General features: G+C 70.2%; 17 protein-coding genes and 1 tRNA gene. 6 read left to right on the top strand and 12 right to left on the bottom strand.

The features are described 5' to 3' along the window. Position 1: 1 nt before the first annotated feature. On the bottom strand, positions 2-1030 hold the full coding sequence (locus AB0H78_RS35180) for a hypothetical protein (protein ID WP_363238874.1): 1029 nt from the start codon (positions 1028-1030) through the stop codon (positions 2-4). 140 nt (positions 1031-1170) lie between these two features. On the opposite strand from AB0H78_RS35180, the gene AB0H78_RS35175 reads away from it, so the two are divergent. Next, complete coding sequence (locus AB0H78_RS35175; protein WP_363238873.1) at positions 1171-2130, top strand: SDR family NAD(P)-dependent oxidoreductase; 960 nt, start codon at positions 1171-1173, stop codon at positions 2128-2130. Positions 2131-2155: 25 nt separating this feature from the next. Here AB0H78_RS35175 and AB0H78_RS35170 read toward each other — a convergent pair whose 3' ends face one another. Genes AB0H78_RS35170 through AB0H78_RS35160 form a run of 3 tightly spaced genes read right to left on the bottom strand, consistent with a single transcriptional unit; the run spans position 2156 to position 5297 of the window. Continuing rightward, positions 2156-2380 carry a hypothetical protein gene (locus AB0H78_RS35170; RefSeq protein ID WP_363238872.1) on the bottom strand — a complete coding sequence of 75 codons (225 nt, stop codon included), beginning with the start codon at positions 2378-2380 and terminating at the stop codon, positions 2156-2158. Continuing rightward, positions 2377-3819 (bottom strand): carboxylesterase family protein, encoded by a 1443-nt coding sequence (locus AB0H78_RS35165; RefSeq protein WP_363238871.1) that lies wholly within the window; start codon positions 3817-3819, stop codon positions 2377-2379. The genes AB0H78_RS35170 and AB0H78_RS35165 overlap by 4 nt, the downstream gene beginning before the upstream one ends. Beyond that, positions 3816-5297, bottom strand: coding sequence for a long-chain fatty acid--CoA ligase (locus AB0H78_RS35160; RefSeq protein WP_363238869.1), 1482 nt, complete (start codon positions 5295-5297; stop codon positions 3816-3818). The genes AB0H78_RS35165 and AB0H78_RS35160 overlap by 4 nt, the downstream gene beginning before the upstream one ends. Before the next feature lie 160 nt (positions 5298-5457). Between AB0H78_RS35160 and AB0H78_RS35155 the strand changes: the two genes are divergently transcribed. Together AB0H78_RS35155 and AB0H78_RS35150 are read left to right on the top strand one after the other, a co-directional pair. Further along, a complete protein-coding gene (locus tag AB0H78_RS35155; RefSeq protein WP_363238867.1) occupies positions 5458-6636 on the top strand; it encodes a helix-turn-helix domain-containing protein in 1179 nt (392 codons plus the stop codon). 166 nt (positions 6637-6802) lie between these two features. Continuing rightward, positions 6803-7690, top strand: a complete 888-nt coding sequence (locus AB0H78_RS35150; RefSeq protein ID WP_363238865.1) for an acetylxylan esterase — start codon at positions 6803-6805, stop codon at positions 7688-7690. Between the two features lie 57 nt (positions 7691-7747). On the opposite strand, the gene AB0H78_RS35145 is transcribed toward AB0H78_RS35150, so the two are convergent. After that, a tRNA-Pro gene (locus AB0H78_RS35145) sits at positions 7748-7824 on the bottom strand. A 200-nt stretch (positions 7825-8024) separates the two neighbouring features. Here AB0H78_RS35145 and AB0H78_RS35140 point away from each other — a divergent pair. Beyond that, positions 8025-8507, top strand: a complete 483-nt coding sequence (locus tag AB0H78_RS35140) for a hypothetical protein (protein WP_363238864.1) — start codon at positions 8025-8027, stop codon at positions 8505-8507. Between the two features lie 4 nt (positions 8508-8511). On the opposite strand, the gene AB0H78_RS35135 is transcribed toward AB0H78_RS35140, so the two are convergent. The 7 genes from AB0H78_RS35135 to AB0H78_RS35105 all read right to left on the bottom strand — a co-directional run bounded on the left by AB0H78_RS35135 (position 8512) and on the right by AB0H78_RS35105 (position 18937). Continuing rightward, on the bottom strand, positions 8512-10293 hold the full coding sequence (locus AB0H78_RS35135; RefSeq protein ID WP_363238863.1) for a heparinase II/III family protein: 1782 nt from the start codon (positions 10291-10293) through the stop codon (positions 8512-8514). Further along, a complete protein-coding gene (locus AB0H78_RS35130; RefSeq protein ID WP_363238862.1) occupies positions 10290-11477 on the bottom strand; it encodes a Gfo/Idh/MocA family oxidoreductase in 1188 nt (395 codons plus the stop codon). Before AB0H78_RS35130 ends, AB0H78_RS35135 begins: the two co-directional genes overlap by 4 nt. Before the next feature lie 70 nt (positions 11478-11547). Then, positions 11548-13749 carry a right-handed parallel beta-helix repeat-containing protein gene (locus tag AB0H78_RS35125; RefSeq protein ID WP_363238861.1) on the bottom strand — a complete coding sequence of 734 codons (2202 nt, stop codon included), beginning with the start codon at positions 13747-13749 and terminating at the stop codon, positions 11548-11550. After that, complete coding sequence (locus AB0H78_RS35120) at positions 13746-15224, bottom strand: M1 family metallopeptidase (protein ID WP_363238860.1); 1479 nt, start codon at positions 15222-15224, stop codon at positions 13746-13748. The genes AB0H78_RS35125 and AB0H78_RS35120 overlap by 4 nt, the downstream gene beginning before the upstream one ends. Continuing rightward, entirely contained in the window at positions 15221-16894 is a 1674-nt protein-coding gene (locus AB0H78_RS35115; RefSeq protein ID WP_363238859.1) for an extracellular solute-binding protein, read from the bottom strand. The genes AB0H78_RS35120 and AB0H78_RS35115 overlap by 4 nt, the downstream gene beginning before the upstream one ends. Positions 16895-16959: 65 nt before the next feature. Beyond that, positions 16960-17820, bottom strand: coding sequence for a carbohydrate ABC transporter permease (locus tag AB0H78_RS35110; RefSeq protein ID WP_363238926.1), 861 nt, complete (start codon positions 17818-17820; stop codon positions 16960-16962). A 115-nt stretch (positions 17821-17935) separates the two neighbouring features. Continuing rightward, positions 17936-18937 (bottom strand): ABC transporter permease subunit, encoded by a 1002-nt coding sequence (locus AB0H78_RS35105; protein WP_363238858.1) that lies wholly within the window; start codon positions 18935-18937, stop codon positions 17936-17938. Between the two features lie 339 nt (positions 18938-19276). Between AB0H78_RS35105 and AB0H78_RS35100 the strand changes: the two genes are divergently transcribed. Then, a complete protein-coding gene (locus AB0H78_RS35100) occupies positions 19277-20263 on the top strand; it encodes a hydroxyacid dehydrogenase (RefSeq protein WP_363238925.1) in 987 nt (328 codons plus the stop codon). Positions 20264-20328: 65 nt separating this feature from the next. Further along, on the top strand, positions 20329-21423 hold the full coding sequence (locus AB0H78_RS35095; RefSeq protein WP_363238924.1) for a LacI family DNA-binding transcriptional regulator: 1095 nt from the start codon (positions 20329-20331) through the stop codon (positions 21421-21423). Positions 21424-21458: the final 35 nt, after the last annotated feature.

Genomic DNA, 21458 nt, shown 5'->3' with positions numbered 1-21458 from the left:
ATCAGTGCGCGGCGGCCGCCTTGCGCAGTGCCGCGATGCAGGTGTCGAGGGCCTTCTGGAGGTCTTCGAGGCGCTGGACCATGTCGTCCTCGTAGTAGTCGTCGGCGTCGTCCAGGGTCAGCTCCTCGAAGACCTTCGTCGCCTTCTGCAGACTGCTGTAGAACTTGGTCCGGCGCTCCTGCACGCGCAGTTCGGGGTCGGCCTCCACGGCCTGGGCGACGAGGCCCTTGACCGTGTCGTACGCCTCGCTCGCCCACTCGCCCGCGTCCTCGCCCTCTTCCAGCTCGTCGATGAGCGAGAGGTGCCGCACGGCTTCGGCGCGCAGCTCGGCCGGGGCATCGACGGTCTGCCCGGCCGGCGTCTTGATCTGTCCGTTGTCGACGATCTGGCGTACGTAACCGATCCGGTCGGCCGCCCTGGTCTCGCTCGCCACGGCCTTCTTCAGCTCGTCCGTGCGCGCGATGTCGCGGGCGAGGTCGCTCTGCAGGGCCGGGTCCTCCTTGATCCGGTCGAGGAGCGCGGACCTTGCGGCCTGGGCGGTGGAGGGATCGGCGAGGATCGCGGCCCGCAGCGCGGTGGGGTTCTCGGCGACTTCGAGGGCCTTGGTCGGCCTGATCCCCTCGGCCTCTGCCGCCGCGGTGATCGCGGTTCCGCGTACGGACGTGGCGCTGGAGCGCGAGGAGTAGTACGCGAGCCATGCGTCGGCGTCGGGGAGTTCGATGTCCGCCCCCGGCACCAGTGCCTCGAACTGGGGCACCAGGCCGTCGTCGGCGGCCAGGTCCCAGGCCTTGTAGTAGCGCAGAACCCGCTCGGCCGAGCAGCCGGCAAGTTCGCTGAACTCCTTCGCGGAGACCTTCAGCGACTCACCGGCCGGCTGCCCGCCGGGCCGTACGCTGCGCGCCACCTTCAGGGCGAAGGCCCAGCCGCCGGTCCGCGCGTAGGCACCGAACTCCCGGGCGTCCCGTGCCACCAGGTCCTGGCCCTCGGCGGACGGGACTGCTGTTTCGGATGGAGCGAAGGCTACGGACACAGAAGATCTCCTGGTTCCAGCTGAGAACAAAAGGACGAAGCACCCATCCTATATGGGACAGTTGACGAGGTATTGCGACCCGGCTTTCCGCCCCGCACACCCTTGACTTCGAGTGCGGACGAAGAACTAGCGTCCCGCTCATGACGACACCTCAGCACACGATCGGATCGGGTTTCGGCTACCGGAGCACCGTGGACGACGTCCTGTCCGGGATCGACCTTTCGGGGAAGACCGCCGTGGTCACCGGCGGAGGTTCGGGCCTCGGCCTGGCGACGACCAGGGCTCTGGCACGCGCCGGAGCGCAGGTGCTCGTCCCTGCCCGGCGGCAGGCAGCGGCGAAGGAGGCGCTCGACGGCATCGACGGTGTCGGGACCGATGATCTCGATCTCGCCGATCTCGACAGCGTCCGCGCCTTCGCCGACCGGTTCCTGGCATCCGGCCGCACCATCGACATCATGATCAACAACGCCGGGGTCATGGCGTGCCCGGAGACCCGGGTCGGCCCGGGCTGGGAGGCCCAGTTCGCGACCAACCACCTCGGCCACTTCGCTCTGGTGAACCGCCTCTGGCCGGCGATCGCCGCGGGCGGCGGGCGTGTCGTGGCCGTCTCGTCGGGCGCCCATGGGATGGGCATGCACTGGGACGACATCCACTTCGCGCACGGCTATGACAAGTGGCAGGCGTACGGGCAGGCGAAGGCGGCGAACGTGCTCTTCGCCGTACACCTGGACGCACTGGCGAGCAAGGACGGCGTACGGGCGTTCTCGGTGCACCCCGGGAGCATCCTCACCCCGCTGCAGCGCCACCTCCCGAAGGAGGACATGATCGAGGCCGGCTGGATCGACGAGAGCGGCCGCCCGGCCGATCCCACGTTCAAGACGCCCGAGCAGGGCGCGGCAACCGCGGTGTGGGCGGCGACGTCCCCCCGGCTGGCGGGCATGGGCGGCGTGTACTGCGAGGACGGTGACATCGCGGGGCCGGCCGTCGAGGGCGGGGAGGGCGGCGTACACGCACATGCGACGGACCCTGTGCAGGCCGCGCGGCTGTGGGCCCTGTCGGCGGAACTGACCGGAGTCGATGCGTTCGCTGCCGCTCGCTGACGCCCCGGCTGCCGGGGGCGCGCCGTCACCGCTTCTCCGCCCCCTTCTGCACCTCCCGGACGACTTCGTAGATCCGACTGTGCAAGGTGACGAAGAGCGCGTCCGCGCGTGTCGTCAACTGGTCGCTTTCCACCGGGAGTTCGACGACGACCTCCTCCCGCACGACAGTCGGCGAGGCACTGAGCACCAGCACCCGCTCCCCCAGATAGACCGCCTCGTCGATGTCGTGCGTGACGAACAGCACGGTCATCCCCGCTGCCGCCAGAGGCGGCGCTCCCGCTCCCGCGGGGCCCGGACCACCCCGACGCTGTGCGCGGCAAAGGTCATCACCGGTCGCTCGGCGCTCCATTGGTCCCAACCGGGGTCGCCCTTGGCGGCGAAGGAGACCCAGGCCGCGTGCATGGCCGTGGCCAGGTCGCCGGGTGCGGCACCGCCGGTGAGAGCACGGGTCGCGGGTGCGTCGAGGGTGTCGAAGACGAATCCGATCTCCAGGGCGTGGCAGGCGCCCAGCGCCTGCACCGGGGAGGGCCAGGCGAACTCGTAGAAGAAGGTGCGGCCGGGGCGTCCGGTGCGCGCATCGGCGAGGTCGTTGAGCGGGATGCGCAGCAGCTTGTCGGTGGCGATGGCTCCCAGGATCTCGCCGGGTGAGCTGCCCGGGCGCTCCGCGCCGTAGACACGGGGCGCCCTCCACGGGGCCCGTTGTTTCAGTACGGCGGCCCGCAGCGTGAGGCGGCCGATACGGTCCACCAGGCCGCCGGGGACGAACCACAGCCGGTATTCGTCGGTGTTGCTGCCCAGCAGCAGGTCGATCCCGTCAGCGGCGCCCTGCGCCAGGGCGGTGGCCGGGTCGCGGGGCACCACGTCGCCGTCGACGACGATGTGGAAGCCGGCCCCGCCGGTGATCGGATTCCCCCGGCGGGTGGCTGCCGTCTGCGCATCGAGCAGGGCGGCACGGTCCACCTGGGCGAGGGCTTCGGCCGTGGGGGCGACACCGAGATGGCGGGCGATGGCCGTGGTGGTGGAGCGGGCGGTGGCCGGTTCGACGGCCGCGGGAAAGCCGCTTTGGAGTACGGCCCGGTGGAAGAGGCCTTCGGCATGCGGGCTGGTCAGCAGTGCGGCAATGCTGATGGCGCCTGCGGACTCGCCGAAAACGGTGACCTGCGCCGGGTCGCCGCCGAAGGCCTGGATGTTGTCCTGCACCCAGCGCAGCGCGGCCAGTTGGTCGCGCAGGCCCAGGTTGGCCGGGGCGTCGGGGAAGTGCCCGAACCCTTCGATGCCGAGGCGGTAGTTGATCGAGACGAGGACGACGCCGTCGCGGGCGAAGGCACTGCCGTCGTATGTGGGCACGGCGGAGGAGCCGTTGCGCAGGGATCCGCCGTGGATCCACACCATGACGGGCAGCCGCCCCTCGCCGGGGGCCGGTGTCCAGACGTTGAGGTTGAGGCAGGCGTCGCCCGGGATCTCAGGCTCGGCGAGCAGTTCGTCCAGAGGGGCGGTATACGGATTCTTGGGCGCGGTGGGGCCGAAGGCTCCGGCATCGCGCACGTCGTCCCAGGGGGTGACGGGTGCCGGCGGGCGGAACCGCAGGGGGCCCACCGGGGCGGCCGCGTAGGGGATGCCCCGGAAGACCTCGGCACCGTTCTCGGTGGTCCCGCGGAGCATGCCCTGTCCGGTGCGTACGAGCGTCATGCGCACACCTCCTGGAGTTCACGCTTGAGGATCTTGCCGCTGGGGCCGAGCGGCAGCTCGGTCAACATCCGCACGACACGCGGGTACTTGTGCCTGCCGAGCCGCTCGCGCGACCACGCGACGATCTCCTCCGGGGTCGGTGCGACGCCCGGCCGCAGGACGACCGCGGCGCAGATCTCCTCTCCCCTCGCCTCGTCGGGCAGGCCGATCACCGAGACCTGGGCGATGGCGGGGTGCCGGGCCAGCACCTCTTCCACTTCGCGCGGGTAGACGTTGAAGCCGCCGCGGATGATGAGGTCCTTCTTGCGGTCGACGATGGTGAGGAACCCGTCCGCGTCGCGCGTGCCCAGGTCACCGGTGCGGAACCAGCCGTCGACGAGAGCGGCGGCCGTGGCCTCGGGGTCGTCGAGATAACCGGCGAAGATGTTGTGCCCGCGCAGCACCACCTCCCCGACCTCACCGTCCTCGACCAGCACGATCCGACGGTCCGTGTCGGCGTCGGCGATGCCGGCCTCCACACCCCAGACGGGGTGTCCGACCGTTCCCGGACGGCGGCGGTCGCGATGGTTGAAGGTCGCGGCGGGGGAGGTCTCGGTGAGCCCGTACCCCTCCAGGATCACCGTGTCGAAGGTGGTCTCGAACCGCTCCAGGAGCGCGCCGGGCAGGGCCGCACCACCCGAGACCGCGATCCGCAGCGCGGCAGGCCGCCGGGGGTCGTGGACGGCTGCCTCGACCAGTGCGTGGTACATGGTCGGCACGCCCATGAAGACGGTGACCCCTTCGGCGATCAGCAGCTCCAAGACGCCGGGTCCGGTGAAGCGCGGAGCCAGCACCAGGGTGGCTCCGGCGCGCAAGGCGGAGTTCATCGCGCAGGACTGGCCGAAGCTGTGGAAGAGGGGCAGGCAGCCCAGGACGACGTCGTCGGGCGTGAGACCGAGCAGATCCTGGGCGCACACGGCGGAGTTCATGACCAGATTGAGATGGGTGAGCAGGGCGCCTTTCGGCCGTCCGGTGGTGCCGCTCGTATAGAGGATCACGGCGGTGTCGTCCGCGCCGCGCGGTGCGGGCCGTGCCAGCGGCTCGCGTCCGGTGCTCACGCCGATCACCTCGATGCCGACGGCGGCCGCGGCGGATTCGGCCACCGGGTACAAGGGACCGCCGCTCACCAGCGCGCGGCAGGAGCTGTGCCGCAGTACGTAGGCGATCTCGTCGGCGACCAGCAGGGCGTGCACCGGTACGACCGTGGCGCCGACCGCGGCCACGGCGTAGTACGCACGCGGGAAGTCGGCCGTGTTGGGCAGCAGCACCGCGACCCGGTCCCCGGGACCGATCCCCCGATCCTGCAGCTCGGCCGCGAAGCCGAGCACCTCGTGCCACAGCGTGCGGTAGCTGATCCGCACCCCGTCCTCGACGATCGCGGTCCGATCGGGATGGCGGGCTGCGGAATCCTGCAAGATGGTGGCGACGCTCAGCTGCATGGCGGCTCCCCTGCGCGGTCAACGGTTACGGAATGCCGACCCAGCATCCGCCGCCGCCCGGCCGAGAGCCATGTGCAGCCGCCCAGTATCGGCCGTCGCGACCTGGGCAGCAGCCTCCCGTGTCTACCCGTATCCGGTGCAGACGCCTACTCTGCGCGGCATGACCGAAGGTGAACTGGAGCTGCGCCGCCACTTGGCGCGGACACTGCTGAGCGACGTCGACACACTCACCGGCCGCGTCGTGTCTGACATCTGCGTACACAGTCCCGTCTATGCCTCGGGGCGTCCCGTCGCCCTGTCCGATCTGCGCGCGATCTGCCGCGACAATCTGGTCCTCGCGCTGGAGGAATTCGGCGGACTGCCGGTCAGCGTCGGTGACTTCACCACGGCCGCCACCGAGACCGGCCGGCGGCGGGCGCGGCAGGGAATGCCGCTGGACACCGTGCTGATGGCGTACCGCCGTGGCGGCCGCGTGCTGTGGCAGGCCATGACCGAGCCGTTGCGCGGCCGTCCGGCCGCCGAGCAGGACCTGGGGCTCGAGGTGGCCGGGGCGCTGTGGGAGACCATCGACCGCTTCTCGACGGTCATGTCGGACGCGTACTGCCTCGCTCAGCTGGAGCTGAATCACCGTCAGAACTCCCGGCGCGGCGCCCTCTTCGAGGCTCTCCTGGAGGGACGCGGCAGCGACCCCGCCATTTCCGCGGCCGCCGCCACGGCGCTGGGTGTTCCCGTACGGGACCGCTTCGCGGTCGTCGTCATCGCCCAGGATCCCTCGGCGCCCCCCGCCCCCGAGTCCGCCCTGCAGGCGGTCGGCCTGTGGTCCTTCTGGCGGCCCCGGGGCGAGCGCTACGCAGGGATCGTGCGCCTGGGTCCGGCCGAACCGGCGGAACTCACCGCGGTGCTGCGCGGCGAAGTCGTCGGGACCGCCGGGATCTCGCCGCCCTTTCAGGAGCTGGCGCACGCGGACACCGCGCTGCGGCTGGCCGAGCGCTCGCTGCGCACGCTGTGGCCCGGCAGCAAGGAGGTGGCAGAACTCGACGACCGCCTGGTGGAGGCGGTCCTCACCGGCGACCCGGAGATCACCGACCGGCTGTTCGCCCGCTATCTGAACCGCATCCACGACTGCGGGTCCGACAGCCCCGTCCTGCTGGAGACCCTGCGGATCTGGCTGGACACCGGAGGCTCGGCCTCACGTACCGCCGAGCAGCTGTACTGCCACCGCAACACGATCCTGAACCGGATGACCCGGATCTCCGAGCTCACCGGCTGGTCCATGGATTCGGGCGAGGCCCGCCTCGGCTGGGCACTGGCCCTGCGCGCGGCCCGGCTTCCCCGCTAAGGGCCCCCGGCGCGGAAGGGCGCCCCGGTCCCGGTGTGCGAATGCCCAGGCACACGGGGCCAAGCCAGGGCGGCTGCCAGCAGACACGGCGGGGCGGGGACTCCACCATGGGCGCGCAGTCACGTTCATGACGAGCCGCAACATGCCTGCCCCACAAGGAGACTTGATGCCCAGCAGAACCCTCCGGTCGATCCGCGCCCTCACGGTCACCGGGCTCCTCACCGGCCTGACCGTCCTTGCCTCCCCCGCCGCGCCTGCGGCCCCCGCACCGGCGCACGCGGCCGCGCAGGACGCGGCCTCCGCCATCCCCTCGGTCGGTACGGACTTCGGGGAGCCCGGCCCGTACGCGGTGAGCGTCGACATCGAAGCGGTCCACACCTTCTACCACCCCACGGACATGGGCCGGTCCGGTGAACGGCATCCCGTCGTCATCTGGGGCAACGGCACGGGCGCCGTGCCCGGCGTCTACAGCGGCCTGCTCCGCCACCTCGCCAGTCACGGGTTCATCGTCGCCGCCGCCAACACCCCCACGTCCAACTTCGCGATCACCATGCGCGCCGGAATCGACGTGCTGGAGAAGCGCAATGCCGACAGCGGCAGCGCCTATTACCAGAAGGTCGACCTCGATCACATCGCGTCCGCCGGGCACTCCCAGGGCGGCGCCGCGGCGATCAACGCCGCCATCGATCCTCGGGTGGACACCGCCGTGCCCATTCAGCCCGGCCCCCTCGCCGACGCCGACACCATGGACGAGCCCGTCTTCTACCTCGCCGGACAGCGGGACCTGATCGTCCTGCCGTTCCTGGTCAAGGCCTTCTACAACGACTCCGACCACGTCCCGGCCGTCTACGGCGAGGTACGTGGCGCAGGACACCTGAGCTCCATCGCCGACGGCGGTGCGTTCCGCGCTCCCGTCACCGCCTGGCTGCGCTACTGGCTGATGGGCGACGCGAACGCACGCGGCATGTTCTTCGGACCGGACTGTGGCTACTGCACGGACACGGCTCTGTGGTCGGACTGGAAGCGCAATGCCAAGGCCGAGCAGCTCGGATAAATGACGAAAAGGCCGTATTGGATTGCTCCAATACGGCCTCCGACCTGCGTAAAACGCTGGTCGGGACGACAGGATTTGAACCTGCGACCCCTTGACCCCCAGTCAAGTGCGCTACCAAGCTGCGCCACGTCCCGGTGCCCGTGTGACCTGGGGTTTCCCCCTGGCCGAACGCGCATGAGAACGATACCGCACTTCAGGCCGTGCTCACGAACCCCTTTCCCGCTCCGCCGCCGGCCGGGTGACTTCCGGGTTCGGCCGGGGATGGCCGGGGGACTCTCAGCGTCGATCTTGATCCATAGGGATCGGGACCCGACCGGAGAGGAACGACAAGACCGTGAAGAGGATGCTCGGGCGGACCGTGGTCGCGGCCGCCGTCATGGCGGTCGCCGCCGTCGCGGTGGCCGCACCGCAGGCCGGCGCGACGGACAACGTGCCCTGCCACAGCCCGCGGGACAAAGTCCTGGTCAATCCGAAGGACGGGCGGCAGTGGCCGTCCACCGTCCTGACCTGCAATCTCACGCGCGGGCACGTCCCCGTGTACGAGAGCCGGAGCCCCGGCAGCAGGGTTGTCGGCGAGCTGGTCCAGGGCGGCGGCGCGAACTGGTTCGTCTTCGAGAACAAGGGCGCGACCTTCAAGGACGGATCGGCCGAGAACAACTGGTGGGGCTCGACCCAGGCCGACAACGGCGCCTGGGGCTGGGTCCCCGAGGTGTACTTCGCCGGGGGCGACAACTACGAGGACGACGCCGGCCTGCTGATGCCCGGCGGATACACCTGCGCCAATGTCTGCCCGCCGGCGCCGCCCTGGATGTGGTGACCCGCTAGCCCTCCGGGTTCGCCCGCACGGTGATCGTGAAGACCGCGGGCCCGGCTGCCGAACCCGACAGCCGCAGCCGGTGGACCGGCCCCAGGGATCCGCGGTGACCGGTCGAAGAGATCTCTTCGGTACGGGCCTGCCAGCGGCCGGCGTCGTAGTGCAGTACGGCGGCGGCCGCCGATCCCTGCCACCGCACAGTGCCCTCGCCGAGCTCGGGGGCGATGCGGCTGATGAAGAGCTCCTCGGCGCTCGTCACGCCCTCGAACGTGTCGGTGAGGGTCAGCGTCCCGTCGGCGCTCCAGTCGAAGGTGCGGCGCAGACCCGCGCCGCCCTCGTAGGCCGACGAGAGGTCGAGGGCGAGACGCGCGCCGGTCTCGCCCGTACGTACGGAGAGGACCGACGCCTCCGCGTCCCGGCCCGCGCGCTGCGGCCGGCCGTCGAGGATCGGGAGGGAGTGGCCTTCGGCGGAGGGGTTGAGGTAGGCGGTGTAGCGCTCGGGGCCGAAGTAGCCCTCGCGGTACTCCCCCGCTCCGAGGTCGGCGAGGAGCTGTTCACCGCCTGCGGCCAGGACGAAGTGGCCGAGGTCGTTGTGGTTGTGCGGTTCGTCGTTGTGGCCTCCCTTCGCGGCGAAGGCGACGGGGAGTCCGCCGAGGCTGCGGCGGTCGGTGAGCCAGGCCAGGGCCGGGAGCCAGTCGGCGCCCAGCGGCGGGTGCGCGCCCAGGACTGCCGGGTCGGTCCAGGCCAGCGTGCGGGAGAGGTGGCCCCAGCGGTAGCAGTGTTCGGCGTCCAGCGCGGGAACGGCGGACAGCGGCGGAAGGTCGGCGGGGAAGCGTGCGAAGAGGCGGGAGAGGAGACCGGTGGGCAGGGCCGCGTGCTCGTCGGCGTCCGAGAAGGGGACCCAGTGGTCGCGGCCGATCGACACCGCGGCCGGGAATGCGGCGGCTGCCGCCGCGAGAGGCTCCGTGGCGAGGAGGTCGTGGCCGGTGCGGGCGTTCAGCGCTTCGGCGAAGTAGGTGAAGTAGCCGAATCCATAGACCCAGTAGTCCAGGCCCTCGGCGCACCCGCCGTCGGAGCCCAGGCTGCTGAGGAAGACGTCCATCGCGCGCAGGCAGCGGTCCGTGGCCGCGGCCAGGCGCGCCGGGTCGTCCTCCAGCAGGAGAGCGGCCATGCCGGCCGCGCCCGCGCAGACCGCTGCCCAGTTGGAGCGGTAGGACTCCCATGCCCAGGGACGCGGGTCCCCGAAGAGGGGGTCGAGGACCCGGCCGCGGACCTCGGTGCGGATGCGCGTGCGCACGGGAGCCGGGATCCGGTCTCCCAGTACGGCGTCGATCTCGGCCAGGGCGTGTGCGGTCTCGGCGGCGAAGAGGTCCACGCATTCGTTCGCCGGCCTGCCGAGGGCGGTGGCGTGCGAGAGGTGCGCGGGCAGCGCCCAGGTGAACTCGGAGCACACCGACCAGAGTTGGTCGGCGAGTGCGGCGTCCACGGCCGGGTCGTCGCCGGTGAGGGCGGCGAGGGCCAGGCAGTGGAGCCTGCGGCGGACCGCGAAGTAGGCGTGCTCATAGGCGAGGCGGTCGCCCGACTCCTCGTGGAGGCGGAACAGCGCGTAGGGCGGCTGCGGGAGCGGCCCTTCGGCGACGGCTTCCGCCGCCGCCTGCCGTATCTCCTCGGCCAGGGGCGCGAGGTGCGGTTCCTGCGCCGCCTTGCGCAGCGACTCGGCGGTGAAGGGGAGCACGGCCGGCGTGGCGGCCAGCCGGCTCTGCAGCTCCGCCAGGGTGGGGCGGGTCATGAGGCGCGCACCTGTCCTCGCTCGAAGTAGGCGATCAACTCGGGGTCGAGCGGCTCCACTTGGCGGGGGGTCCCGCCGTCGCGGAGCGACTCGGTCGCCCGTACGCCTGCTGCCACGGCCATCCGGGCCGCGACCGGCGACGTGTCGGTCGGGCCGCCCTCGCGGGCGAAGCGTACGAACTCGTCCATGAGGAGCGGGTCCGCGCCGCCGTGGCCCGCGTTGTCCTGCGCCTCGGGCACGGGGTGGATCTCGTCGGCCTCGCGATGGACCGAGCGGTGGGTGTTCCAGACCTTGACGTGACTTCCGGGGCCGTCGCCGAAGTTCTCCAGGCGGCCCGCGTCGCCGATGACCGTGTAGTTGCGCCAGTAGTCGGGGGTGAAGTGGCACTGCTGGTAGGAGGCCAACACCCCGTTGTCCAGGCGCATGTTGAGGAGCGAGACGTCCTCGATGTCGATGACCGGATTGAGGTCGCGCTGGGTGTGCGGCGGCCAGTGGCCGTCCTTGGTGTACCAGTCGGCGGACTTGGGCTCGCCGCTCTCACGGCGGTGCGGGTTGTCGCCGTAGACCATCAGGTCGCCCATGGCCTGCACGTCACGGGCGTAGCCGCCGGCCAGCCAGTGCAGGACATCGATGTCATGCGCGCCCTTCTGGAGGAGCAGACCGGTGGTGTGGCGGCGCTCGGCGTGCCAGTCCTTGAAGTACCAGTCGCCGCCGTACGCGACGAAGTGCCGCACCCAGACGGTCTTGACCTCGCCGATCGTGCCCTTGGCGATGAGGTCGCGCATCAGGCGGACCACCGGCATGTGGCGCATGTTGTGGCCGATGTAGAGGCGGGTGCCGGTCTCGTAGGCGGTGCGCAGGATCTCGTCGCAGCGCTCGACCGTGATGTCGAGGGGCTTCTCGACGAAGACCGGTTTGCCCGCGCGCAGGGCCTCGCAGGCGAGTTCGGCGTGGGTGTGGTCGGGGGTGAGGACGAGGATCGCGTCGATGTCCGGGGCTTCGACGACCTTGCGGTGGTCGGTGGATATCAGTGCGCCGGGGAAGGCCAGGGCCGCCTCCGTACGGGCTGCCGGGTCCAGGTCCGCGAGAGCGCTGATACGCGAGCCCGCCCCGGGTCGGTGGGCGGTGCGCGCGAGGCTGCCGCGCAGGCCGTAACCGAGGACGCCGATACGGAGGTCGGTCATGGATCTTCCTTAGTTCGTACGGGTGTTACGGGTGCTTCGGGTGTGGCGGGTGGCGCTGATCTTGTGGACTCTACGGGTGGACGTTCACCTGGGCCAGAGCCACGCGACCTGTCCCGGTGAGCTTGATCCGTACGAACCGGGCATGGGTGCCGGTGTTCACCAGGCTCGGCCCCTGGGCCTTGCCGGTGATGTGCACGGTCGTGGCGTCCGCGTAGTCGGCCGTGTCCGCGAACTGCACGTCGAAGTCCGCGGTGGGCATCCCCGACGCGTTCCAGATCTCGGTCTGGCCGATGTGCCGGACGCTGCCGAGGTCGACCTGCCACCAGGCGCCCGGCTCCGAGAGCGTCTTGGTGGCGGTGTTGGTGATGTTCCCGTCGAGGGCGAGGTCCGCGGTGTTGGCGCCGTCCGTGGAGGACTGGGTGGCTGTTCCCGTACGGGCGAGATCGCGGCGCAATTGCTCGACGGGCCCGCCGTGGGGGCCGGCCGCCGCGGCGACCTGGAGTGCCTCGGCGGGGAGGCGGTCCAGGCCCTCGTGGTTGTCGATCAGCTGGGATCCTGTGCCGGACATGGGCGGGACGACGGTCTCGGCCCAGTTGGCGCGGGCGGTGTTCTGGATGCCGTAGTCGGCCCAGTTGGAGACCCACTTGCCGCCGGTGCGCGTGATCACGTTGTTCGCCACGAGGATGTGCGAGGACTGCTCGTCGAGGTAGATGCCGTTGCCGTCGCGCTCGGTGTTCTCGTACGCGCTGCGGTTGATGTAGTTGCCTGAGATCACCGTGCCGGGCTGGGAGCCCTGGGTGTAGATCGCGCCGCCGTCGTGCTGGGCGTCCTTGACCTGCATGACGTGGGTGATGCGGTTGTCGGTGATCTTGTTGTCGCGCAGGACGGACTTCTGGGCCTCGGGCTGGTTCCAGCCCCAGCCGACGGAGATCCCGGCGTACGGAAGCTGGTCGAGGCTGTTGTGGTCGAGGGTGAGACCGGCTTCGTAGCCCGCCCAGATGCCGACCGCGTCGGTGTACTCGACGCCCGTGCGCAGGATCGTGTTGTACGCGAACGTGTTGTCCACGCCCGCGAGTTCGGGTGCGGGGTTCGGCTCCGTGTCGCCGATGTAGGCGGCGCCCGAGGAGAGATCGGTGAACGACGAGCGGGTGACCCCCGACTCCTGGGTGCCGGCTTCGAGGATCACCCCCGCCCCACCGAGGTGGGTGAACGTCGCCCGGTCGACGGCGACGTGGCGACCGCCGCGCACGGTGAGCGCTGCGGAAGGCTTGGTGTAGTAGCGGCCCGCGTGGTCGACGGGCCCGGTGGTGCCGGTGAGGGTGAGACCGGACTGCATGCCGGCGTAGCCCTCGTCGGTGCCCGGCTGGCGGTAGGCGGAGTAGGCGAAGCCGATGGAGCGGACGCTGACGTCGTGGGCGCCGTCGATGGTGAGGAGCTGTTCGGTGGAGGGCGTGACGGCGTCCGCGCGGCGCATGTTCTCGCCCTTGCGCGGGAGGTAGGTGACCGTGCGCGCGGCCGAGTCGTAGGCGAACTCCCCTGGCTGGTCGAGGAGTTCGGGTGCGTTCTCGAAGAAGGCGACGCCCGAGTAGCGCGTGGAGTCGACGGTCGTGGTGTCCCAGGCCGGGCCTGTGCGGTCGGTGCCGCCCGAGGAGTTGGTCCAGCAGGGCTGGGCGAATGTCATGAGGTCGCCGGTGACCGCTGCGATACGGCAGTGGTAGTTGCGCCAGCGGACCTTGATGACGGCTTCGGCGTCGGTGGGGCGCTTCCAGTCGGCGATGCCGGTGGCCGTGGCTCCGGTCATCCCGCTCTTGGTCGCGTCGCAGACCGCGGCGGCGCAGGCCTCGCCGCGGGCCGGGGTGGCGCGCTGTCCGTCGACGAAGAGCTGACGCGGGGTGACGCCTTCGGGGGCTTGGGCACTCCAGGTGCCGTCGGCCGCTTCGGTCCAGCCGGTGAGCGCGGCGCCGCCGGAAAGGACCGGGTGGGCGCCGGGTGCCGCCGTCCAGGTGGTGCCGGAGTCGGCGGTGGTGAGGTGCAGGGCTTCGGTGCGGGCGTACGTGCCGCCTGCGAGCTCGATGCGTACGCCGCCGCCCTGGAGGGTGCGCGCCTTGTCGCGGGCGGCGTCCAGGGAGCAGGGCCGGCTGTGGGTGCAGCTGGTGCCCGTGCCGTACGGAGAGGCGTGCAGGACCGGGGAGTTGGCGGCGTGGGCGGCCACCGGCACCGTCGCCAGGAGGGCGGCGGCAGCGGTGAGCGCGGTGGCGAGACGGCGGTTCACACGGTGGCCTTCCAGTCGGGGTGACCGGGCATCGGCGGGTTCACGGCGCCGAAGAGCCAGTCGCGCAGGAAGGGGTCGAGGCTTCGGTCGCCGGTGACGTCGACGGCGTGCCGGATGAAGAGTTCGCTGGTGTACGTCGAGTCCTTGTGGCGCTTGACCCACTCGCGCATGATCCGGTCGAACGCCCGCTGTCCGGCCTGGATGTTGAGGGCGTAGAGGACGAGTGCTCCGCCGTCGTAGATGTTGGTGCCGCCGAGCGACTTGGGCAGTCCGGGAGGGCCGTCGGCGGCCCGGACCGCGTCGAGCTTCTCGTACGTCGCCTTCATCTTGTCCTCGACGACGGACCAGCCGCGTTCCTGGCTGTAGAGGGCGGCGTAGTAGGTGGCGGGACCTTCGTTGAGCCAGGCCTGCTGCCAGTCGTTCGGGGTGACGGAGTCGCCGAACCACTGGTGGGTGAGCTCGTGGACCATGGTGTTCTCGTACGTCGGGTTGCCGGCGGCGTTGAGCTTGAACCAGTTGGTGCCCATGAGGGTGAGGGTCTGGTTCTCGAGCGCGTCGGTGTAGCCGCCGTAGATGTGGATGCCGTACGTGGAGAAGGGGTAGCGCCCGAACTTCGCCTCCAGCCATGCCAGATGGTCGGCGGTGCGGGCGACGATCGGTGCGTACTTCTCCTCCTCGCCCTGCGGGACGATGTGGCGCAGCGGGAGGCCGGTGTGGCTGGTGCCGTACAGATAGGTGCCCTTGACGACCGCGATGCCCAGGAGCTCGGAGGCCATGCGCTCGCGGAGTGCGAAGTGCCAGACGGTGGAGCCGTCGGGGCGGGGCGTCTTGTACAGGAGCTCGCCGTTGGCGGCGGCGACGTAGCCCTCGGGTGCGCTGATGTGGAAGGTCCACGTCGCTTTGTCGGAGGGGGTGTCGTTGCACGGGAGGAAGGTGTCGGCGCGGGAGGACTGGGCGGCGCTGGCGAAGCCGCCGTCGGCGCCGAAGCGCCAGCCGGGGGCGCTGATGGGCTTGGTCCTGCCGTTGCCGTGGTAGGCGACTTCGACGGTGAAGGGGGCGCCCTCGTGGAGGGGGCGGGCCGGGGTGACGGTGAGTTCCTGGCCCGACTGGCCGAGGGAGAGGGCGAATGGGGCCGGGCGGCCGTTGACGGTGACGGCGTCGATGAGGAGGCTGTCGGTGTCCAGGTTGAAGGCGGAGAGGTCCTGGGTGGCGCGGGCGGAGAGCTTGACCGCACCGGTGAAGTCGTACGTCACCGGGGTGAAGTCGAAGGTCAGGTCGTAGTGGGTGACCTGGTAGCCGCCGTTGCCTAGGGTCGGGTAGAGCGGGTCGCCGACGCCGGGGGTGCCGGGGCGGGGGTCGATGCCGTGGGCCTGGGCAGGCGTGGAGAGGGCCGGGACCGCCACGGCCGCGGCGATCGCCGCGCCGCCCGTCCGCTTGAGAAGCGTTCTCCTGGAGGTGCCGTGCGTCGGTGTCACTTCTTCCCCTTCTGAGATGCCTGCTCGAACTCGGCGCGGCAGGCGTCGCCGCCCGCGTTGCGCCACTTCTTGACCAGCGCGTCGTAGGACGACATCGGCTTTCGGCCGGTGACCAGGTCCTTCATGCCGTCGAGGTGGATGGTGTAGAGGCTGCCGTAGCCCCTGGAGTCCCAGGTGGGTGAGGAGTACTCCTGGGTCGGGTCCTCGATCATCATCGGGATGATCTTCGTGTACGCCTCGTGGACGTACTTGGCCGCGCCGGGGTTCGTGGCGCTGAAGAACGCGGGCATCGCGGAGGCGATCTTTCCCCAGGGAACGGTGACGTCCTGGGCTCCCTGCTTGGTGAGGACGGGGGTGCCGTTCGCGTCGCGCTGGTAGTCGGTGCCCTCGACGCCGTAGGTGATGAGCGTGTACTCGGCCGAACCGAAGGGCGATGCGGTGAAGTCCGCGAGCCGCAGGATCTCCTTCACCCGCTCATCGCTCGCCTTGGTGATGAAGCAGTTCTGCAGGGAGGTGTTGTCGGTCCAGGCGACCGCGTCCTTGCCGACAGGGGTGATCGGGCGTACGTCGAAGGACTTGTCGATCCCGGCCATGGTGTCGACGTAGCCGGAGCCGGCCCCCAGGTAGGAGGGCATGCCGTCGTAGACGTAGGCGGCCTTGCCGTTCTTGAAGAGGTTGGTGTACTCGGCCTTCTGCGCCCCGGACATCTGGACCGTGCCCGGGTAGAAGCAGCCCGCCTTGTAGAGCTTGGCTGCGGTCTCGATGGCGGACCGGTACTTGTCGTCCTCGAGCTGGTACGTCCACTTCCCTGTCGTGTGGTCCATCTTCCAGAGGTGCTGGGCGCCGGACGACATGGCCAGCAGGTTCACCGAGCCGCCGCTGAAGAAGTACTGCTTCTTCTTGACGTCGGTGAGGGACTTGGCCAGCTCGACGAGGCGGTCGATGGAGTCGATCTGGTCGAGGCTGGTGACGCCGGCCTGCTTGAACAGGTCGGCGCGGTAGAAGCCCGCACCGCCGCTGCCGCTGCGGGTGATCGGGATGCCGTAGAGCTTGCCGCCGAAGATCGCGGGCTGCCAGGCGTACGCGGGGATGGCGGCCAGGTTCGGGTAGTCCTTGACCTTGTCGCCGGAGAGGAACGGCGTGAGGTCCGCGCACTTGGCCGCCAGGAAAGACGCCTTGTTGTCGACGCCACCGGTCTCCGGGTACATGAAGAGGTCCGGAAGCTGGTCGCCCGCGACCATGGTCGAGAACTTCGCCGGGTAGTCGTCGGCGGGCACCGCCGTGATCTCCACCTCGGCCCCGAGCATCTTCTCGATCGCCTGCCATGCGGCGTTCTTGTTGCGCTCGGGCGGCAGCGACGCGAAGGTCTCCGCGACGGCCTTGATCTTCTTGGCGCCCTTGAGGGGGGTGCCCTTGGTGGCGCGGACCAGCTCGGCCGGGTACTTGAGGAAGGCGTTGGGGACGCCGGCGGCTGTGCCCGGCAGGTCGGCGGCGATGCCGATGTTGCGCACGGTCGTCGTCGGCAGCAGCTTGGCGCTCTTGGCCTCGGCCTTCGCCGCGGTGCCGCCGTCGCCACAGGCGGCCAGCAGCGGGGCGGCTGCCACGCCGAGGCCGACGCCCGCGCCCCAGCGGAAGAGCGTGCGGCGGTTGATCGGGGTGGAACTGGACATCGAGGATCTCCTCAGCAACAGACAGGACGGGAGGTGAGGGGGCGGCAGGGTGTGGTGCGGGGCGGTCAGCCCTTGACGGCTCCGGTGAGCACGCCCTTGGTGAAGTAGCGCTGGAGGAAGGGATAGACGAGCAGGATCGGCACGACGGCGATCACCAGGACGGCCATCTGCACGGCCTGTTGCGGGGCGACGGCTTCGGCCGCCCCGCCACCGTCGAGGGACTGTCCCTGGAGGATGAACGTCCGCAGGACCATGGGCAGCGGCCACTTGTCGTTGTCGCCGAGGTAGAGCAGCGCGTTGAAGTACGCGTTCCAGTAGGCGACCGCGTAGAAGAGGCCGACCACGGCGACGACCGCCTTGGACAGCGGCAGGACGACCTGGATCAGGGTGCGGAAGTCGCCGGCGCCGTCCACCTTCGCGGCGTCGTACAGCTCCTCGGGCAGGTTCATGAAGAACGCCCGCATGACGACCAGGTTGAAGGCGCTGACCATGGTGGGCAGGACCAGGGCGGCGAAGGTGTTGTAGAGGCCGAGCTCCTTCACCAGAAGGAAGTTGGGGATCACACCCGCGTTGAAGAGCATCGTGATCAGGGCGGTCATCAGGAAGAAGCGGCCGCCCATGACACCGCGGCGGGAGAGACCGAAGGCCATGCCGATGGTGGCGAGCAGGCTCAGTCCCGTACCGAGGATGGTGACGCCGAGGCTCACGAACAGGGCGCGGGTGACGCGGCCGCCGGTGAAGGCGGTGCGGTAGGCGTCCAGGTTCGGGTGGTCAGGCCACAGGACCAGGCCCGGCGACTTGATGATGTCGGTCTGCGAGGCGAAGCTCGTGCCGATCACACCGAGCAGCGGATACGCCACCAGTGCGACGACCAGGACGAGGACGAACCCCTTGAGGGTGAGGCCGAGCCTGGTCGGCTTCTCCATCCACGGGGGCCTGGCCCCGGAGGGACGTATCTCCTGTCCCGCGCCGGGCTGCACCGTGGCGGCCATGACCTTCAACTCCTCCTGTGCTGCTCGGTCTTGTGCGTGCGGTGTCTTCTCAGCGGTCGGCACCTCGGTACACCCCTTCATGTCCGAGCCGGTGGGCGAACTTGTTGGCGCCGATGACGAGGGCGGTGCCGATCACGGCCTTGACCATGCCGACCGCGGCCGCGGTGCCCCACTGGTTGTCCCTGATGCCGTGGAAGTAGACGTAGGTGTCCAGGACTTCGCCGGACCCGGCGCCGACGGCGTCGCGCTGGAGCAGGATCTGTTCGAAGCCGACGGTGAGGATGTTGCCGAGGTTGAGGATCAGCAGCAGCACCAGGACCGGGGCGAGACCGGGCAGTGTGACGTGCCACAGGCGGCGCCAGGGTCCCGCGCCGTCCATGGCCGCGGCCTCGTACAGGCCACGGTCGATGGAGATCAGTGCGGCGAGCACGATGATGGTGCCCCAGCCGGCGTCCTTCCACATGACCTGGAGTGCCAGCAGCCAGGGGAAGGCGTTGGGGTCGGTCATCATGTCGTAGCGGGGAAGACCGATGGAGTCCAGGAGATCGGGCACCACGCCTGCGCCGCCGAGGATCTGCTGGAAGATCGAGACGATGATGACCCAGCCGATGAAGTGCGGCAGGTACACCACACTCTGTACGAAGCGGCGCAGCTTGTCGCTGACGATGCTGTTGAGCAGCAGCGCGAGGGCGATCGGTACGGGGAAGAACATCACCAGCTGGACGAGCGCGATCTTCAGGGTGTTGCCGGTCGCCGACCAGAAGTCCGGGTCGGCGAAGGCGGCGGTGAAGTTGGCGAAGCCGGTCCAGGTGCTGTGCATGTAGCCGAGATAGGGCTGGTAGTCCTGGAAGGCCACCATGTAGCCGATCAGCGGTACGTAGTGGAAGACCACGAAGTACAGGAAGCCCGGCAGGACGAGCAGCAGCATGACTTTGTCGCGCTTGATCCGCTGCCAGAGGCTCAGCTTGCGCTGGACGACGACGGGCGGATCGGGCGCTTTGGTCTGCTTGCGCCGCTTTTCGAGCGGCAGCGGTGGTGCTGTTTCAGCCATGGTGCTGTCCTGTTCGGCTGGGTGGCGCATGGTGGTCCTTCTGCCGCCGCAACGTAGTAAGCGGTTAACCCCAGCGTCAAGAGATCGGAGGGAACGTCTGCGTTACGCGATGTTTCTATGGCCGTGTTCTGTCCGCCAGATCATCAAATAGCCTCTAAAAGCGGGCAGATGAGAGGCAGCATCGCTTGACGTCCGCCCATTGGGCTCCCTAGCGTGCGGGCCATCCATAGAACGCGTTTACTGTCCGGAGGCAGGGTGCGCACCACCGACGAGGCGCCGGTCGCGACCGGTACGGAATCCGCAGAGTCGCCCCCGCGGCGGCCGCGCACCGTACTGGCCATGACACCGGCTCTGCTCGACGACGTCTTTCCGCCGCCGGTACGGGTACGGCTCGAGGAATCGGCCGATCTCCAACCGCCTTATGTCATCAGCGAGTTCCACTCCCCCGAGGCGGCCGAGGCACTCGCCCGGGCCGAAGTGCTCCTCACCGGCTGGGGCTGCCCGCCCATCGACGCGGAGCTGCTGCACCGGGCGCCCCGGCTGCGCGCGGTCATCCACGCGGCCGGCACCGTCAAGACCTTCCTGGCCACCGAGGCGTACGAACGCGGTGTGGCCGTCTCCTCGGCGGCGGAGGCCAACGCCGTGCCCGTCGCCGAGTTCACGCTCGCGGCGATCATCATGGGTGCCAAGCGGGCCTTCCCGCTGTCCCAGCTCTTCCGCACCCGGCGCACCCACCGCACCGCGGCCGACCTCGACCGCCAGCACTGGCTGGGCACCCACGGGCTGACCGTCGGCGTGATCGGCGCCTCGCGGATCGGACGCCGGGTCATCGATCTGCTGCGGGTGATCGACGCCGAGGTACTGCTCCACGACCCGTATGTGAGCGCCTCCGAGGCCGAACTGCTCGGCGTGGAGCTCGTCGATCTCGACACCCTGGTCGCCACCAGCGACGTGGTGAGCGTGCACGCACCCGAGACCGCGGCGACCCGGCACCTCCTCGACGCGCGGACGATCGGTCTGATGCGCCCCGGCACTCTGCTGGTCAACACCGCGCGGGGGCGGCTCGTGGACACGGAGGCGCTGACGGAACACCTGGTCAGCGGCCGGATCGACGCCGTACTCGATGTGACGGATCCGGAGCCGCTACCGCACGGGCATCCACTGTGGGAGCTGCCCAATGTCTTCATCACCCCCCATATGGCCGGGGCCCAGGGCAATGAGGTCGGGCGGCTCGGCGCGCTCGCCGTGGACGAGCTGAGCCGGTACGCCCGCGGGCTGCCCTTCCACCACCCCGTCCACCTCGCCGACCTGGACCACATCGCATGAACGACACCAGCGCACAGGCCATAAACTCGGCGTCACCACACAGCCAGAACCAGGGGGTGGGCCGGATGCGCCGCCAGAGCTCGGCCACGGACGGCCAGCGCCGTGCGACCGTCACGGACGTGGCACGGCTCGCGGAGGTCTCGACGGCCACCGTCTCGCGCGTGCTCAACCGCAACTATCCGGTCGCCACCGCGACCCGTGAGCGGGTCGAGGAGGCGATGCGCGAGCTGGGTTACGTGGTCAACGCGCACGCCCGCGCTCTGGCCGGGGTCTCGGGCCGCACCGTCGGGATCATCGTCAACGAGGTCATCGACCCCTTCTACGCCTACATCGCGCGCGGCGTGGAGCGGGAGGCGGCGCTGGGCAACCGGCTCTGCCTGGTCTGCTGCACCCAGGGCGACCCGCAGCGCGAGCTGGCCTTCATCGAGCTGATGCACGAGCGGCGGGCGGATGCGGTGATCGTGGTCGGCGGCAGCGTCGCCGACCGTACGTACACGGCCGAACTCGCCAGGCGGGCCCGGGAGTTGGAGGCCGGTGGATCGAAGCTGGTGCTGTGCGGCCGGCCCCCGCTCGGCGAGGAGTCGCTGAGCGCGTCCGTCGAGTACGACAACGAGGGCGGCGCCTTCGCCCTCACCGACCACCTGCTGACCCAGGGCCACGAGCGGATCCTGTTCCTCGGCGGCCCGCCCGGACTCTCCACCACCCGGGACCGGCTCGCCGGGCACCGGCGCGCACTGGAGCTGCGCGGTATCGCGCACGACCCCGCCCTGGAGCAGCTCGGCACCTTCAGCCGCGCCTTCGGCTGGCGGCGCATGACCGAACTCCTCAAGGACGGGCCCGAGTTCACGGCCGTCTTCGCGGCCAACGACATCGTCGCGGCCGGCGCGTCCCAGGCCCTGGAGGAGGCCGGACTGCGGGTGCCGCAGGACATGTCCCTGGTCGGGTACGACGACATCCCGGTCGCCCAGGAGCTGCGGCCCCGGCTGACGACCGTGCACATTCCGCTGGAGGAGATGGGGCGCCAGGCCGTGCGGCTGGCCGTTTCGGGCGGGGACGACGACGACTGGCGCGAGCAGAGCACGGGCGCGGTGCGGCTCGGCACGCACATCGTCGTACGCGATTCGGTGGCCCCTCCGGCCAAGCGCGCGCGTCGGGTGTGAGCGATTACTGCCCGCTCAACCCGTACCGGCCATAG

It is taken from the genome of Streptomyces sp. NPDC050738 (genome assembly GCF_040654175.1).
Taxonomy (GTDB): domain Bacteria; phylum Actinomycetota; class Actinomycetes; order Streptomycetales; family Streptomycetaceae; genus Streptomyces.
The sequence above is the reverse complement of the archived record's forward strand: the minus strand, read 5'-3'. Positions and strand labels throughout refer to the sequence as shown.